Origin of the sequence: Pseudomonas sp. NY15356, assembly GCF_048068175.1 — a bacterium.
GTDB lineage: Bacteria > Pseudomonadota > Gammaproteobacteria > Pseudomonadales > Pseudomonadaceae > Aquipseudomonas > Aquipseudomonas putida_K.
On sequence record NZ_JBLUPW010000022.1, the window covers coordinates 24370 to 39842 of the forward strand.

General features: G+C 58.7%; 24 protein-coding genes. 23 read left to right on the forward strand and 1 reads right to left on the reverse strand.

The annotated features are described in order from the left end of the window. Positions 1-11: 11 nt before the first annotated feature. The 23 genes from rpsC (at position 12) to bfr (ending at position 12508) form a co-directional block, all read left to right on the forward strand. Positions 12-698 (forward strand): 30S ribosomal protein S3, encoded by a 687-nt coding sequence (gene rpsC, locus ACNFCI_RS17165; RefSeq protein ID WP_003255481.1) that lies wholly within the window; start codon positions 12-14, stop codon positions 696-698. A 12-nt stretch (positions 699-710) separates the two neighbouring features. Then, the gene (rplP, locus tag ACNFCI_RS17170; RefSeq protein ID WP_009397508.1) at positions 711-1124 is read left to right on the forward strand and encodes a 50S ribosomal protein L16; all 414 of its coding nucleotides are present in this window, start codon (positions 711-713) and stop codon (positions 1122-1124) included. Beyond that, on the forward strand, positions 1124-1315 hold the full coding sequence (gene rpmC, locus ACNFCI_RS17175) for a 50S ribosomal protein L29 (protein ID WP_002555481.1): 192 nt from the start codon (positions 1124-1126) through the stop codon (positions 1313-1315). Before rplP ends, rpmC begins: the two co-directional genes overlap by 1 nt. Before the next feature lie 2 nt (positions 1316-1317). Beyond that, complete coding sequence (gene rpsQ / locus ACNFCI_RS17180; RefSeq protein ID WP_084857315.1) at positions 1318-1584, forward strand: 30S ribosomal protein S17; 267 nt, start codon at positions 1318-1320, stop codon at positions 1582-1584. Between the two features lie 23 nt (positions 1585-1607). Next, the gene (gene rplN / locus ACNFCI_RS17185) at positions 1608-1976 is read left to right on the forward strand and encodes a 50S ribosomal protein L14 (protein WP_008089810.1); all 369 of its coding nucleotides are present in this window, start codon (positions 1608-1610) and stop codon (positions 1974-1976) included. An 11-nt stretch (positions 1977-1987) separates the two neighbouring features. Then, positions 1988-2302 (forward strand): 50S ribosomal protein L24, encoded by a 315-nt coding sequence (gene rplX / locus ACNFCI_RS17190; protein ID WP_013970637.1) that lies wholly within the window; start codon positions 1988-1990, stop codon positions 2300-2302. Between the two features lie 20 nt (positions 2303-2322). Beyond that, the gene (gene rplE / locus ACNFCI_RS17195) at positions 2323-2862 is read left to right on the forward strand and encodes a 50S ribosomal protein L5 (RefSeq protein ID WP_084857317.1); all 540 of its coding nucleotides are present in this window, start codon (positions 2323-2325) and stop codon (positions 2860-2862) included. Between the two features lie 13 nt (positions 2863-2875). Then, positions 2876-3181, forward strand: a complete 306-nt coding sequence (gene rpsN, locus ACNFCI_RS17200) for a 30S ribosomal protein S14 (protein WP_013970638.1) — start codon at positions 2876-2878, stop codon at positions 3179-3181. A 205-nt stretch (positions 3182-3386) separates the two neighbouring features. Continuing rightward, positions 3387-3779, forward strand: coding sequence for a 30S ribosomal protein S8 (rpsH, locus tag ACNFCI_RS17205; protein WP_416768083.1), 393 nt, complete (start codon positions 3387-3389; stop codon positions 3777-3779). Between the two features lie 12 nt (positions 3780-3791). Beyond that, positions 3792-4325 carry a 50S ribosomal protein L6 gene (gene rplF, locus ACNFCI_RS17210; protein WP_084857320.1) on the forward strand — a complete coding sequence of 178 codons (534 nt, stop codon included), beginning with the start codon at positions 3792-3794 and terminating at the stop codon, positions 4323-4325. Positions 4326-4335: 10 nt separating this feature from the next. After that, positions 4336-4686, forward strand: a complete 351-nt coding sequence (gene rplR / locus ACNFCI_RS17215) for a 50S ribosomal protein L18 (RefSeq protein ID WP_009397496.1) — start codon at positions 4336-4338, stop codon at positions 4684-4686. A 3-nt stretch (positions 4687-4689) separates the two neighbouring features. Beyond that, positions 4690-5190, forward strand: a complete 501-nt coding sequence (gene rpsE, locus ACNFCI_RS17220) for a 30S ribosomal protein S5 (protein WP_023382626.1) — start codon at positions 4690-4692, stop codon at positions 5188-5190. Between the two features lie 2 nt (positions 5191-5192). Further along, positions 5193-5369 carry a 50S ribosomal protein L30 gene (gene rpmD, locus ACNFCI_RS17225; RefSeq protein WP_028690238.1) on the forward strand — a complete coding sequence of 59 codons (177 nt, stop codon included), beginning with the start codon at positions 5193-5195 and terminating at the stop codon, positions 5367-5369. Positions 5370-5372: 3 nt separating this feature from the next. Continuing rightward, the gene (gene rplO, locus ACNFCI_RS17230; protein WP_084857322.1) at positions 5373-5807 is read left to right on the forward strand and encodes a 50S ribosomal protein L15; all 435 of its coding nucleotides are present in this window, start codon (positions 5373-5375) and stop codon (positions 5805-5807) included. Next, on the forward strand, positions 5808-7139 hold the full coding sequence (gene secY, locus ACNFCI_RS17235; RefSeq protein WP_084857323.1) for a preprotein translocase subunit SecY: 1332 nt from the start codon (positions 5808-5810) through the stop codon (positions 7137-7139). It begins immediately after the preceding gene. A 29-nt stretch (positions 7140-7168) separates the two neighbouring features. Further along, positions 7169-7285 (forward strand): 50S ribosomal protein L36, encoded by a 117-nt coding sequence (gene rpmJ / locus ACNFCI_RS17240; RefSeq protein ID WP_011531897.1) that lies wholly within the window; start codon positions 7169-7171, stop codon positions 7283-7285. Between the two features lie 131 nt (positions 7286-7416). Continuing rightward, on the forward strand, positions 7417-7773 hold the full coding sequence (gene rpsM, locus ACNFCI_RS17245; protein ID WP_084857325.1) for a 30S ribosomal protein S13: 357 nt from the start codon (positions 7417-7419) through the stop codon (positions 7771-7773). Positions 7774-7791: 18 nt separating this feature from the next. Further along, entirely contained in the window at positions 7792-8181 is a 390-nt protein-coding gene (rpsK, locus tag ACNFCI_RS17250; RefSeq protein WP_003255454.1) for a 30S ribosomal protein S11, read from the forward strand. 15 nt (positions 8182-8196) lie between these two features. Continuing rightward, the gene (gene rpsD / locus ACNFCI_RS17255) at positions 8197-8817 is read left to right on the forward strand and encodes a 30S ribosomal protein S4 (RefSeq protein WP_084857327.1); all 621 of its coding nucleotides are present in this window, start codon (positions 8197-8199) and stop codon (positions 8815-8817) included. A 22-nt stretch (positions 8818-8839) separates the two neighbouring features. Further along, positions 8840-9841, forward strand: a complete 1002-nt coding sequence (locus tag ACNFCI_RS17260) for a DNA-directed RNA polymerase subunit alpha (RefSeq protein ID WP_003255452.1) — start codon at positions 8840-8842, stop codon at positions 9839-9841. A 42-nt stretch (positions 9842-9883) separates the two neighbouring features. Next, the gene (gene rplQ, locus ACNFCI_RS17265) at positions 9884-10270 is read left to right on the forward strand and encodes a 50S ribosomal protein L17 (RefSeq protein WP_043210290.1); all 387 of its coding nucleotides are present in this window, start codon (positions 9884-9886) and stop codon (positions 10268-10270) included. 171 nt (positions 10271-10441) lie between these two features. Further along, positions 10442-11881: a catalase gene (locus ACNFCI_RS17270; RefSeq protein ID WP_368829814.1), complete on the forward strand. Its 1440-nt coding sequence runs from the start codon at positions 10442-10444 to the stop codon at positions 11879-11881. Between the two features lie 162 nt (positions 11882-12043). Then, positions 12044-12508 (forward strand): bacterioferritin, encoded by a 465-nt coding sequence (gene bfr / locus ACNFCI_RS17275; protein ID WP_084857331.1) that lies wholly within the window; start codon positions 12044-12046, stop codon positions 12506-12508. Between the two features lie 119 nt (positions 12509-12627). On the opposite strand, the gene uvrA is transcribed toward bfr, so the two are convergent. After that, positions 12628-15462 (reverse strand): excinuclease ABC subunit UvrA, encoded by a 2835-nt coding sequence (gene uvrA, locus ACNFCI_RS17280; protein ID WP_084857332.1) that lies wholly within the window; start codon positions 15460-15462, stop codon positions 12628-12630. Positions 15463-15473 lie beyond the last annotated feature (11 nt).

Genomic DNA, 15473 nt, shown 5'->3' on the forward strand with positions numbered 1-15473 from the left:
GAGTCGATCAGATGGGTCAGAAAGTACATCCCACTGGCATTCGCCTGGGAATCGTCAAGGAGCACACCTCCGTCTGGTATGCAGACGGCGCTACTTACGCAGATTACCTGTTGAAGGATCTGAAAACGCGTGAGTACCTCCAGGACAAACTAAAAAGCGCGTCCGTAAGCCGTATCGATATTCATCGTCCGGCTCAAACTGCACGCATCACCATCCACACCGCTCGTCCCGGTATCGTTATCGGTAAGAAAGGTGAGGACGTTGAGAAGCTGCGTCAGGACCTGACCAAGCAGATGGGTGTGCCTGTGCACATCAACATCGAAGAGATCCGCAAGCCGGAACTCGACGCTATGCTGGTTGCCCAGAGCGTAGCCCAGCAGCTGGAGCGCCGCGTAATGTTCCGTCGCGCCATGAAGCGCGCCGTACAGAACGCCATGCGTATTGGTGCCAAAGGCATCAAGATCCAGGTGAGCGGTCGTCTCGGCGGTGCCGAGATCGCACGTACCGAGTGGTATCGCGAAGGTCGTGTGCCCCTGCACACCCTGCGTGCCGATATCGACTACAACACCTACGAAGCTCACACCACCTACGGTGTGATCGGTGTGAAGGTTTGGATCTTCAAAGGCGAAGTGATTGGTGGTCGCCAGGAAGAGCTGAAGCCGCAAGCACCAGCGCCTCGTAAAAAAGCTGCTAAGTAAGGGGTACGCCAAATGTTGCAACCAAAGCGTACAAAATTCCGCAAGCAGATGACCGGCCACAACCGTGGTCTGGCACTGCGCGGTAGCAAGGTCAGCTTCGGCGAATTCGCCCTGAAGGCTGTTGCTCGCGGTCGTCTCACCGCCCGTCAGATCGAGTCGGCACGTCGTGCCCTGACCCGTCACGTAAAACGTGGCGGCAAGATCTGGATCCGTGTATTCCCGGACAAGCCGGTTACCAAGAAGCCTCTCGAGGTTCGTATGGGTAAAGGTAAGGGTTCCGTTGAGTACTGGGTTGCCCAGATCCAGCCAGGCAAGGTCCTGTACGAGATCGAGGGTGTTTCTGAAGAGCTGGCGCGCGAGGCCTTCGCCCTGGCTGCTGCAAAGCTGCCACTCGCCACCTCCTTTGTTAAGCGGACGGTGATGTGATGAAAGCGAATGAACTTCGTGAAAAATCGGCACAGCAGCTGAACGAGCAACTGCTCGGCTTGCTGCGCGACCAGTTCAATCTGCGTATGCAGAAGGCAACTGGCCAGTTGGGGCAGTCGCACCTGCTCTCGCAAGTTAAGCGTGACATCGCTCGCGTGAAAACTGTGCTCAACCAGCAGGCAGGTAAGTGATCATGGCTGAAGCTGAAAAAACCGTCCGTACGCTGACTGGCCGTGTCGTCAGCGACAAAATGGACAAGACCATCACCGTTCTGATCGAGCGTCGCGTCAAGCACCCGATCTACGGTAAATACGTTAAGCGTTCGACTAAGCTGCACGCGCACGACGAGACCAACCAGTGCAAGATCGGCGACAAGGTTTCCATTCGCGAAACCCGTCCGCTGGCCAAGACCAAGTCCTGGGCACTGGTTGAAGTCCTCGAACGCGCTGTTGAAGTCTAAGGGCGAAGGGTCGGAGAAATTTTATGATTCAGACTCAATCCATGCTCGATGTGGCCGATAACAGCGGCGCTCGTCGCGTCATGTGCATCAAGGTGCTCGGCGGTTCCCACCGCCGTTACGCCGGTATCGGTGACATCATCAAAGTTACCGTCAAGGAAGCCATTCCTCGCGGTAAGGTCAAAAAAGGCCAGGTGATGACTGCTGTTGTCGTCCGTACCCGTCACGGTGTACGTCGCGCTGACGGTTCCATCATTCGTTTCGACGGCAACGCTGCTGTTCTGCTGAACACCAAGCAAGAGCCGATCGGCACTCGCATCTTCGGGCCAGTGACCCGTGAACTTCGTACCGAGAAGTTCATGAAGATCGTCTCGCTCGCCCCTGAAGTGCTCTAAGGAGATCCGACATGCAAAAGATTCGTCGTGACGACGAGATCATCGTGATCGCCGGCAAGGACAAAGGTAAGCGCGGTAAGGTGCTGAAGGTGCTCGCTGACAACCGTCTGGTTGTTGGCGGTGTCAACCTGGTCAAGCGTCATACCAAGCCTAACCCGATGGCGGGCGTCCAGGGCGGTATCGTCGAAAAAGAAGCGCCTCTGCACGCTTCCAACGTTGCCATTTTCAATGGTGAAACCAACAAGGCTGACCGCGTTGGCTTCAAGGTTGAAGACGGCAAGAAAATTCGTGTCTTCAAGTCGACCCAGAAAGCGGTTGATGCTTGAACACTGCTAGGTAGAAGACAATGGCACGACTGAAAGAGATTTACCGGAACGAAATCGCTCCCAAGCTTAAGGAAGAACTTAAGCTCGCGAACGTGATGGAAGTTCCTCGCGTAACCAAGATCACCCTGAACATGGGTCTGGGCGAAGCGGTCGGTGACAAGAAGGTCATCGAGAACGCCGTTGCCGACCTGGAAAAGATCACCGGTCAAAAGCCGGTCGTGACTTTCGCTCGCAAGTCGATTGCGGGTTTCAAGGTTCGTGAAGGTTGGCCGATCGGCGTCAAGGTAACCCTGCGCCGCGATCGTATGTACGAATTCCTGGACCGCCTGCTGGCGATCTCCCTGCCTCGGGTTCGCGACTTCCGCGGCCTGAATGCCAAGTCCTTCGATGGTCGTGGCAACTACAGCATGGGCGTGAAAGAGCAGATCATCTTCCCGGAAATCGACTACGACAAGATCGATGCTCTGCGCGGTCTGGACATCACCCTGACCACCACTGCTCGTACGGATGACGAAGGCCGCGCTCTGCTGCGTGCTTTCAAATTCCCGTTCCGCAACTGATTGGAGTAGGAAAATGGCCAAGAAGAGCATGAAAAACCGCGAGCTGAAGCGTCAGCTCACGGTAGCCAAGTACGCTAAGAAGCGCGCTGAGCTGAAGGCGACCATCGTCAACCTGAACGCTTCTCCTGAAGAGCGTTTCGCTGCCGTAGTCGCTCTGCAGAAGCAGCCACGTGACGCTAGCGCCTCGCGCCTGCGTAACCGTTGCCGCCTGACCGGCCGTCCTCACGGTGTATACCGTAAGTTCGGCCTGGGCCGTAACATGCTGCGTCAAGCTGCAATGCGCGGTGACGTACCAGGTCTGGTCAAGGCCTCCTGGTAATCGCAGGTGTAGTCCCGACGGAAGGGGAGCAATCTTCCGACCGTCGGTGACCTCGCCAACAAACAAGCCCCTTATGGGGCTTGTTTCGTTTCTGTCTTGTGTCTAGAATGACCGGCTCACCTGAGCCCGGGTTTTTTACCCTGCCCGCTCGGGTGGTTGTGATAGCCGCAAGGCTAATAATTCTTGTATCAGGAGCATCTAGCCCATGAGTATGCAGGACCCGTTAGCGGACATGCTAACTCGCATCCGTAATGCCCAGATGGCTGAAAAGTCCGTCGTAAGCATGCCTTCCTCCACCCTGAAGGTCGCGGTTGCCAAAGTTCTGAAGGACGAAGGTTACATCGCTGGCTACCAGGTCGGTGGCGAAGCCAAACCCTCCCTGTCGATCGAACTGAAGTACTTCGAAGGCCGTCCGGTCATCGAGGAACTGAAGCGCTCCAGCCGTCCAGGCCTGCGCCAGTACAAGTCCGTCGCAGACCTGCCGAAAGTACGTGGCGGCCTGGGCGTGTCTATTGTCTCCACCAATAAAGGTGTGATGACTGATCGCGCTGCGCGCGCTGCCGGTGTTGGCGGCGAAGTTCTGTGCACAGTGTTCTAAGGGGAGATAGGCATGTCTCGCGTCGCTAAGAACCCCGTTAAGCTGCCTTCCGGCGTCGAAGTCAAATTCGCCGGCCAGCAGCTTTCGGTGAAGGGTGCCAAGGGCACTCTCGAACTGAACGTTCACTCGTCTGTTGAAATCACTCAGGAAGCTGGTGAGCTGCGTTTCGCCGCTCGCAACGGTGACCAGCAAGCTCGCGCCATGGCCGGTACTACCCGTGCCCTGGTGAACAACATGGTCCAGGGCGTAAGCCAAGGCTTCGAGCGCAAGCTCCAGCTGGTCGGTGTTGGTTACAAGGCACAGGCCAAGGGCAGCGTCCTGAACCTGGCTCTGGGCTTCTCGCACCCAGTGGACTACGAACTGCCGGCCGGCATCACCGCTGAAACTCCCAGTCAGACCGACATCCTGATCAAGGGTATCGACAAGCAGCTGGTTGGTCAGGTGGCCGCTGAAATCCGCGACTTCCGTCCGCCAGAGCCTTACAAAGGCAAGGGTGTGCGTTACGCGGACGAAGTAGTCCGTCGTAAAGAAGCCAAGAAGAAGTAGGGCCTAGCAAATGACCGACAAAAAAGTTACTCGACTGCGTCGCGCTCGCAAAGCACGCCTGAAAATGCACGAACTCGAAGTCGTGCGTCTGTGCGTGTTCCGCTCCTCGCAGCACATCTACGCCCAGGTCATTTCGGCCGACGGCAGCAAGGTTCTGGCAAGCGCCTCGACCTTGGACAAAGAACTGCGTGATGGCGCCACCGGCAACATCGACGCGGCCACTAAGGTTGGCAAGCTGGTAGCTGAGCGTGCGAAAGCCGCCGGTGTATCTCAAGTTGCCTTTGACCGTTCCGGCTTCAAGTACCACGGCCGCGTCAAGGCGCTGGCTGATGCTGCTCGTGAAGGCGGGCTGGAGTTCTAAGTTATGGCAAATAACGATCAAAAGCGCGACGAAGGCTACATCGAGAAGCTGGTTCAAGTTAACCGCGTAGCTAAAACCGTTAAAGGCGGCCGTATCTTCACCTTCACCGCGCTGACCGTGGTAGGTGACGGCAAGGGCCGTGTTGGTTTCGGCCGTGGCAAATCGCGCGAAGTACCTGCCGCGATCCAGAAAGCCATGGAAGCTGCCCGTCGCAACATGATTCAAGTCGACCTGAAGGGCACCACCCTGCAGTACGCCACCAAGGCCGCCCACGGCGCCTCGAAGGTCTACATGCAGCCTGCCTCGGAAGGTACCGGTATCATTGCCGGCGGCGCAATGCGTGCTGTCCTGGAAGTTGCTGGTGTCCAGAACGTTCTGGCCAAGTGCTACGGTTCGACCAACCCAGTGAACGTGGTTTACGCCACCTTCAAGGGTCTGAAAGCCATGCAATCTCCTGAGTCCATTGCTGCCAAGCGCGGCAAGAGCGTTGAGGAGATCATCTGATCATGGCAACTGTAAAAGTAACGCTGATCAAAAGCACCGCCGGCCGTCTGCCTAACCACAAACTGTGCGTTAAAGGCCTGGGTCTGCGTCGCATCGGTCACACTGTAGAAGTCCAGGATACTCCCGAAAACCGCGGGATGATCAACAAGGCTTACTACATGCTGAAGGTCGAGGGTTAATCGATGAAACTCAATGATCTGAGTCCAGCGCCGGGTTCCCGTCGCGAGAAGCATCGTCCGGGTCGTGGTATCGGTAGCGGTTTGGGCAAGACCGGTGGTCGCGGCCACAAAGGTCAGACCTCCCGTTCCGGTGGTTCGATCGCTCCGGGCTTCGAAGGCGGTCAACAGCCGCTGCACCGTCGTCTGCCGAAGTTCGGCTTCGTTTCCCTGAAAGCCATGGACCGCGCCGAAGTGCGTCTGTCCGAGCTGGCCAAGGTGGAAGGCGACGTGATCTCCGTGCAATCCCTGAAGGATGCCAACGTGATCGGCCAGCACGTACAGCGCGTGAAAATCATGCTGTCGGGCGAAGTCACTCGCGCAGTCACCATCAAGGGTATCGCAGCCACCAAGGGTGCGCGTGCGGCTATCGAAGCAGCTGGCGGCAAGTTCGAGGAATAAATGGCTAAGCAAGGTGCTCTCTCTTCGCTCGGAAAGGGCGGGATGTCGGAACTCTGGGCTCGTCTGCGCTTTCTGTTCATGGCGATCATCGTCTATCGGATCGGCGCGCATATCCCGGTGCCTGGCATCAACCCGGACCGTCTGGCGGATCTGTTTCGGCAGAATGAGGGGACCATTCTTAGCTTGTTCAACATGTTTTCCGGTGGCGCGCTGGAGCGCATGAGCATTTTTGCGCTGGGGATCATGCCGTACATTTCGGCGTCGATCATCATGCAGCTCATGACCGCGGTCAGCCCGCAACTGGAGCAGTTGAAGAAGGAAGGTGAAGCTGGCCGTCGCAAGATCAGCCAGTACACCCGCTACGGCACCGTTATCCTGGCACTGGTTCAAGCCATTGGCATGTCCATTGGCCTGGCCAACCAGGGCGTGGCGTTTTCTGTTGGCCTGGGCTTCCATGTTGTCGCCGTTGCCACTTTCGTGGCCGGCGCGATGTTCATGATGTGGCTGGGCGAGCAGATCACCGAGCGCGGTGTGGGCAACGGTATCTCGATGTTGATCTTCGCAGGTATCGTTGCCGGTCTTCCGAGAGCAATCGGGCAGTCTTTCGAGTCTGCACGTACAGGCGATATCAACATTTTCGCCCTGGTCGCTATCGGTTTGCTTGCAGTAGCGATTATCGGCTTCGTGGTGTTCATCGAGCGTGGTCAGCGTCGTATCGCCGTTCACTACGCCAAGCGTCAGCAGGGCCGCAAGGTCTTTGCCGCGCAGACCAGCCACTTGCCGCTCAAGGTGAACATGGCAGGGGTTATCCCGGCCATTTTCGCCAGCAGCATTCTGCTGTTCCCGGCTTCGCTGGGTGCCTGGTTCGGTCAGTCCGAGGGTATGGGCTGGCTGCAGGACATCTCGCAGTCGATCGCTCCTGGTCAGCCGTTGAACATTTTGCTGTTTAGTGCAGGGATCATTTTCTTCTGCTTCTTCTATACAGCGCTGATGTTCAACCCGAAAGACGTAGCGGAAAACCTGAAGAAGTCCGGTGCCTTTATTCCGGGTATCCGTCCTGGTGAGCAGTCGGCACGCTATATTGATGGCGTTCTGACCCGTCTGACCATGTTCGGTGCTCTTTACATGATGGCCGTCTGCCTTCTGCCCCAGTTCCTGGTGGTGGCAGCAAACGTGCCGTTCTACCTTGGCGGGACCTCGTTGCTGATTGTGGTAGTGGTTGTGATGGACTTCATGTCCCAAGTACAATCGCACCTCGTTTCGCACCAGTACGAATCCCTGATGAAGAAAGCCAACCTGAAAGGCTACGGTGGCAGCGGCCTGCTGCGCTGATAGACCCCCTAAGGTTCGAGGAGTCGGTAATGAAAGTTCGTGCATCGGTGAAAAAGCTGTGCCGCAACTGCAAGATCATTCGTCGCGAAGGTATCGTTCGCGTGATCTGCAGCGCGGAACCGCGTCACAAGCAGCGCCAAGGCTGAGTGTGATCCGCGCTTCAAACCCAGCAGCTAGTGTGCTGCTGGGTTGATTATTCGTTTCTACAGCGATATTATCTCGCGCCCTATTTCTTGGCTTCCGGGGCGTAGGTAGCTGTCAATTGGAGTCCCACTGAATGGCCCGTATTGCAGGCGTCAACATTCCAGATAACAAGCACACTGTTATCTCGCTGACCTACATCTATGGTGTCGGTCGCACTACTGCACAGAAGATCTGTGCAGACGCTGGTGTAAACCCAGCCGCTAAGATCAAGGATCTGAGCGACGAGCAAATCGAAACCCTGCGTGGCGAAGTCGCGAAGATCACCACCGAAGGTGATCTGCGTCGTGACATCAACATGAAGATCAAACGCTTGATGGACCTGGGTTGCTATCGCGGCCTGCGTCATCGTAAAGGTCTGCCGGTTCGCGGTCAGCGCACCAAGACCAACGCACGCACCCGTAAGGGCCCGCGTAAGCCGATCCGCAAGTAATCGCCCAGGAATATAGACATGGCAAAACCTGCTGCTCGTCCTCGTAAAAAAGTCAAAAAGACAGTGGTTGATGGCATCGCCCACATCCATGCGTCTTTCAACAACACCATCGTGACCATCACCGACCGTCAGGGCAACGCTTTGTCCTGGGCGACCTCCGGTGGTTCGGGTTTCCGTGGTTCGCGCAAATCCACCCCGTTCGCAGCCCAGATCGCTGCTGAGCGTGCTGGTCAAGCTGCGCTGGAATATGGCCTGAAGAACCTCGACGTCAACGTCAAGGGCCCAGGTCCAGGTCGTGAGTCCGCCGTTCGTGCACTGAACAGCTGCGGCTACAAGATCGCCAGCATCACCGACGTGACGCCAATCCCGCACAACGGGTGCCGTCCGCCGAAGAAGCGTCGCGTGTAATCAGGAGACAGATAAATGGCACGTTACATTGGTCCAAAATGCAAACTGTCTCGTCGTGAAGGCACCGATCTGTTCCTGAAGAGCGGCGTTCGCGCTCTGGAATCGAAGTGCAACATCGAAGCAGCCCCAGGTATCCACGGCCAGCGCCGTGGCCGTCAGTCCGACTACGGTACCCAGCTGCGCGAGAAGCAAAAAGTTCGTCGTATCTACGGTGTCCTGGAGCGTCAGTTCCGCGGTTACTACCAGCTGGCAGCCTCGAAGAAGGGTGCTACCGGTGAAAACCTGCTGCAACTGCTCGAGTGCCGTCTGGACAACGTCGTCTACCGTATGGGCTTCGGTTCCACTCGTTCGGAATCGCGCCAGCTGGTTTCGCACAAGGCAATCAGCGTCAACGGCAAGACCGTAAACATTCCATCCTACCAAGTTCGTCCGGGTGACGTGGTCGCGGTTCGCGAGAAGTCGCAGAACCAGCTGCGCATTGTTCAAGCCCTTGAACTGTGCGCCCAGCGTGGCCGCGTTGAGTGGGTTGACGTGGATGCTGCCAAGAAGTCGGGCGTTTTCAAGAACGTTCCTGCTCGCAGCGACCTGTCCGCCGACATCAACGAAAACCTGATTGTCGAGCTCTACTCCAAGTAAGGGCTAGAAAATAGGTGCATCCATGCAGATTTCGGTAAATGAGTTCCTGACACCCCGCCACATTGATGTGCAGGTTGTCAGTCCGACCCGCGCCAAGATCACGCTCGAGCCTCTCGAGCGTGGCTTCGGCCATACCCTGGGCAACGCGCTGCGTCGCATCCTGTTGTCCTCCATGCCTGGCTGTGCAGTAGTCGAGGCCGAGATCGACGGCGTACTCCATGAGTACTCCGCGATCGAAGGTGTACAGGAAGACGTCATTGAAATCCTGTTGAACCTCAAAGGCCTGGCCATCAAGCTGCACGGTCGTGACGAAGTTACGCTGACCTTGTCGAAAAAGGGTTCGGGGGTGGTTACCGCTGCCGATATTCAGCTGGATCACGATGTCGAGATCGTCAATCCCGATCACGTAATCGCGAACCTGGCGTCCAACGGCGCCCTGAACATGAAGCTCACCGTAGCTCGTGGTCGCGGTTACGAGCCGGCCGACTCCCGTCAAACCGACGAAGACGAAAGCCGCAGCATCGGCCGTCTGCAGTTGGACGCTTCGTTCAGCCCGGTGCGTCGTATCGCCTACGTGGTCGAGAACGCCCGTGTTGAACAGCGTACCAACCTGGACAAGCTGGTCATCGACCTGGAAACCAACGGTACCCTGGACCCTGAAGAGGCCATCCGTCGTGCCGCGACCATCCTGCAGCAGCAGCTGGCCGCGTTCGTCGACCTCAAAGGTGACAGCGAGCCTGTTGTCGTCGAGCAGGAAGACGAGATCGATCCGATCCTGCTGCGTCCGGTTGACGATCTGGAACTGACCGTACGTTCGGCCAACTGCCTCAAGGCGGAGAACATCTACTACATCGGCGACCTGATTCAGCGTACCGAAGTAGAGCTGTTGAAGACTCCGAACCTGGGCAAGAAGTCCCTGACTGAAATCAAGGACGTCCTGGCCTCCCGTGGTCTGTCTCTCGGCATGCGCCTCGACAACTGGCCGCCTGCAAGTCTTAAGAAAGACGACAAGGCGACCGCCTGATCGTCGTAATCACCGAACGTAGTGTTTGGTAAGGAATGAATCATGCGTCATCGTAAAAGTGGACGTCACCTGAGCCGTACCAGCTCTCACCGCAAGGCTATGTTCCAGAACATGGCTGTGTCGCTGATCGAGCACGAGCTGATCAAAACCACCCTGCCGAAAGCCAAGGAACTGCGCCGCGTTGCCGAGCCGCTGATCACCCTGGCCAAGGAAGACAGCGTCGCCAACCGTCGCCTGGCTTTCGACCGTACCCGTTCGAAAGCTGCCGTCGGCAAGCTGTTCAACGACCTGGGCAAGCGCTACGCCACCCGTCAGGGCGGCTACCTGCGTATCCTGAAGTGCGGTTTCCGCGCTGGCGACAACGCGCCTATGGCGTACGTCGAGCTGGTTGATCGTCCGGTCGGTGGTGCTGTAGAAGCTGCCGAGTAAGACGTCTGTCTGCTACAAGAAACCGGGCCTCGTGCCCGGTTTTTTGTGCTTATGTGAATTGCTATTTTCTATCGATTCTACTAATTCAATGAATTAGTTGTTGTAACCAGGCTCGACCATACTTGTCAGCACGCCGATACAGCGGCAGCCCTAGACTGATAAGGAGAGCCCATGAGCAAGATTCTCACCACCGCCAGCGGTGCCCCAGTAGCCGACAACCAGAACTCCCGTTCGGCAGGCCCACGTGGCCCGCTGCTGCTCGACGACTTCCATCTGATCGAGAAGCTCGCCCATTTCAACCGTGAGAACATTCCTGAGCGTCGCGTGCATGCCAAGGGTTCGGGCGCCTATGGCACCTTCACCGTTACCCACGACATCACCCAGTACACCAGCGCCAAGCTGTTCGACACCGTCGGCAAGCAAACCGAGACCTTCCTGCGTTTCTCCACGGTCGGTGGTGAGCGCGGTTCGGCCGATACCGAGCGTGACCCGCGCGGTTTCGCAGTCAAGTTCTACACCGAGGAAGGCAACTGGGACATCGTGGGCAACAATACGCCGGTGTTCTTCATCCGCGATCCGCTCAAGTTTCCTGACTTCATCCATACCCAGAAACGCCACCCGCAGTCCAACCTGAAGAACGCCCAGATGATGTGGGATTTCTGGTCCCATTCCCCTGAGGCACTGCACCAGGTCACGATTCTGTTCTCCGACCGTGGCATCCCGGATGGCTATCGGCATATGCACGGCTTTGGCAGCCACACCTACAGCCTGATCAACGCCAAGGGCGAGCGCACCTGGGTCAAATGGCACTTCAAGACCCAGCAGGGCATCAAGAACCTCGCACCCGCTGAAGCGGCCCGTCTGGCAGGTACCGACCCGGACTACGCCCAGCGCGATCTGTTCGAGGCCATCGAGCGTGGCGACTACCCGCGTTGGACCGTGTGCATCCAGGTGATGAGCGAGGCCGAAGCCGCTGGCCGTGCGGAGAACCCCTTCGACGTGACCAAGACCTGGTCGCAGAAGGAGTACCCGCTGATTGAGGTCGGTGTGTTGGAGCTCAACCGCAACCCGCTCAACTACTTCGCCGAAGTCGAGCAGGCGGCCTTCGGCCCGAGCAACATGGTACCGGGTGTTGGCCTGTCGCCGGACCGGATGCTGCAAGGTCGAGTATTCGCCTACGCTGACGCCCACCGCTACCGTGTCGGCACCAATCACCAGCAGTTGCCGGTGAATGCCCCACGCTGCCCGGTGCACAGCTATCAGCGCGATGGCGCGATGGCGTCCGGCACCTATGGCAGCGCCCCGAACTACGAGCCAAACAGCTACAGCGACGCGCCCAAGCAGTCGCCGCGCCATGCCGAGCCAGCCCTCGCCCTGCAAGGTGCTGCCGATCGCTACGATCATCGCGAGGACAATGACTACTTCAGCCACGCCGGTGCGTTGTTCCGGCTGATGAACGCCGAGCAGCAGGCCTTGCTCATCAGCAATATCGCCGCCGCGATGGCTGGGGTCAGCATGGATGTGATGCAACGCCAGCTGCAGTACTTTTTCAAGGCTGACCCGGCCTATGGCGAAGGTGTCGCCAAGGCGCTGGGCGTGAAGCTTGCCTAAGTCGAAGTGATAAGAAGAACCGCCCTCATTTGGGCGGTTTTTCAATGAATATCACTACTGTTTAACCGATTTTTTGCTTCTAATTGCGCCTTTCTCCGTGACCGCGAGGCAAAGCTGGTTCACACTATTGGCATTGACGTATTCACAGGGAGAAGCAGGGCGATGCAAGGTCACCCGGACGTAATCAACTACCTCGTCACGTTGCTGAAGGGCGAACTGGCAGCACGCGATCAATACTTCATCCATTCGCGCATGTACGAAGACTGGGGCCTGTCCAAGCTCTACGAACGTATCAATCACGAGATGGAAGAAGAGACCCAGCACGCCGACGCCCTGATGCGCCGCATCCTAATGCTCGAAGGCACGCCGGACATGCGCGCCGATGATCTGGAAGTGGGCAGCACCGTGCCCGAGATGATCGAGGCCGACCTCAAGCTCGAGTACAAGGTGCGTGCGGCATTGTGCAAAGGCATCGAGTTATGCGAATTGCACAAGGACTACGTCAGCCGCGATATCCTGCGTGCGCAGTTGGCCGATACTGAGGAAGACCACACCTACTGGCTGGAGAAGCAGCAGGGGTTGATCAAGGCGATCGGCCTGGAGAACTACCTGCAATCGCAGATGTAAAAGCCGGGGCTGCTCTGCAGCCCTTTCGCGGCACAAGGCCGCTCCTGCAGGACAGCGCAATGTGCGATCTTGCAGGAGCGGCCTCTTGCTGTGAAAGGGGCGCAAAGCGCCCCGGTGCCTCAGGCCCGATCCCGCTCCAGCAACGGCTTGAGGTAATGTCCGGTATAGGACTGCTTCATCTCGGCCAATTCCTCCGGGGTGCCACAGGCAATGATCTGGCCGCCTTTGGAACCACCTTCCGGCCCCAGGTCCACCAGCCAGTCGGCCGTCTTGATCACGTCCAGGTTATGCTCGATCACCACCACGGTATTGCCGTGGTCGCGCAGGCGATGCAGTACATCCAGCAGTTGCTGGATATCGGCGAAATGCAGGCCGGTAGTCGGCTCATCGAGGATATACAGCGTCTTGCCGGTATCGCGCTTGGACAGTTCGCGAGACAACTTGACCCGCTGCGCCTCGCCGCCTGACAGTGTCGTGGCCGACTGCCCCAGCTTGATATAGGACAGGCCCACGTCCATCAGCGTCTGCAGCTTGCGCGCCAGGGCTGGTACCGCGTCGAAGAATGCCCGGGCATCCTCGATGGTCATTTCCAGCACTTCATGGATGTTCTTGCCCTTGTACTTGATCTCCAGGGTCTCGCGATTGTAGCGCTTGCTCTTGCACACATCGCACGGCACATAGATATCCGGCAGGAAGTGCATCTCCACCTTGATCAGGCCATCGCCCTGGCATGCCTCGCAGCGCCCACCCTTGACGTTGAAGGAGAAACGCCCCGGGCCGTAGCCCCGTGCGCGCGACTCCGGCACGCCGGCGAACAGTTCGCGGATCGGGGTGAAGATGCCGGTGTAGGTTGCCGGGTTGGAGCGCGGTGTGCGGCCGATCGGGCTCTGGTCGATGTCGACGACCTTATCCAGGTGCTGCAGGCCATCCAGGCTGTTGTGCGGCGCGGCCTCCAGGCTGCTGGCCCCATTGAGCGCGGTGGCGGCCAGGGGGAACAGGGTATTGTTGATCAGGGTCGATTTGCCCGAGCCGGAAACACCCGTGACGCACGTAAGCAGGCCAATCGGCACTTCCAGGTCAACGTTCTGCAGGTTGTTGCCACGGGCGCCCTTGAGCTTGAGCGCGAGCTTCTTGTTACGTGGGGTTCGCTTGGCCGGCACGACGATCTTCTTGCGCCCGGAGAGGTACTTGCCGGTCAGCGAGTCGGGGTGGGCCATCACCTCTTCCGGCGATCCCTCGGCGACGATCTGGCCGCCGTGCACACCTGCCCCCGGGCCAATGTCGACCACGTAGTCGGCCAGGCGAATGGCGTCCTCGTCGTGTTCCACCACGATCACCGTGTTGCCCAGGTCGCGCAGGTGGTTCAGGGTCGCCAGCAAGCGGTCGTTGTCCCGCTGGTGCAGGCCAATGGACGGTTCGTCGAGAATGTACATGACGCCCACCAGGCCGGCGCCAATCTGGCTGGCCAGGCGGATGCGCTGGGCTTCGCCGCCGGACAAGGTCTCGGCGCTGCGGTCCAGCGTCAGGTAGTCCAGGCCGACATTGACCAGGAATTGCAGGCGCTCGCAGATCTCCTTGAGGATTTTCGCCGCGATCTCGCCGCGTCGGCCGGTCAGGGTCAGGTCGCTGAAATAATCGCTGGCTTCGCCGATCGGCAGGTTGGTGACCGCCGGCAGGGTTTTCTCGCCTACCCAGACGTGACGCGCTTCGCGACGCAGGCGGGTGCCGCGGCAGTCCGGGCAGGGCTGGGTACCGAGGTACTTGGCCAGCTCCTCGCGCACAGTGGCGGATTCGGTCTCGCGGTAGCGTCGCTCCAGATTGGGCACGATGCCCTCGAAGGGGTGCGAACGCTTGACGATGTCGCCACGGTCGTTGAGGTACTTGAAATCGACGCTCTGTTTGCCGCTGCCGTGCAGGATCACCTTCTGGTGTTCGGCCGACAGCTCGCCGAACGGCAGCTCCAGGCTGAAGCCATAGTGCGAGGCCAGGGAGCCGAGCATCTGGAAGTAATAGACGTTGCGCCGGTCCCAACCGCGTATGGCGCCCTCGGCCAGGGTCAGCTCGTTGTTGACCAGGCGCTTGGTGTCGAAGAACTGCTTCACGCCCAGGCCGTCGCAGGTCGGGCAGGCACCGGCCGGGTTGTTGAAGGAGAACAGCTTAGGCTCGAGTTCGCTGATGGCATGGCCGCACACCGGGCAGGCGAAACGGGCGGAGAAGATCATCTCTTCACCGGCCTCGTCGTCCATCGGCGCTACCAAGGCGATGCCATCGGCCAATTTCAGCGCGGTCTCGAAGGACTCGGCCAATCGCTGCTGCAAGTCTTCGCGGACCTTGAAGCGGTCCACCACCACATCGATGCTGTGCTTCTTCTGCTTGTCCAGCTTGGGCAGTTCGTCGAGCTCGTACAACTTGCCGTTGACCCGGGCGCGTACGAAGCCCTGGGCGCGCAGTTCGTCGAACACCGCCAGGTGCTCGCCCTTGCGTTCACGTACTACCGGCGCTAGCAACATCAGCTTGCTGCCTTCGGGCTGGGCAAGCACCAGATCGACCATCTGGCTGATCGTTTGCGCCTCCAGCGGGATGTCGTGGTCCGGGCAGCGTGGCGTGCCGACGCGGGCGTAGAGCAGGCGCAGGTAGTCGTAGATTTCGGTGATGGTGCCGACGGTGGAGCGGGGGTTGTGCGAGGTGGATTTCTGCTCGATGGAGATGGCCGGCGACAGGCCTTCGATGGTGTCGACGTCGGGCTTTTCCATCATGGACAGGAACTGCCGGGCATAGGCCGACAAGGACTCCACGTAGCGGCGCTGTCCCTCGGCGTACAGGGTGTCGAACGCCAGGGACGACTTGCCGGAACCGGACAGGCCGGTGATCACGATCAGTTTGTCCCGGGGCAGGGTCAGGTCGATGTTCTTCAGGTTGTGGGTGCGTGCCCCACGAATCAGGATCTTGTCCACTGCGGCCTCGC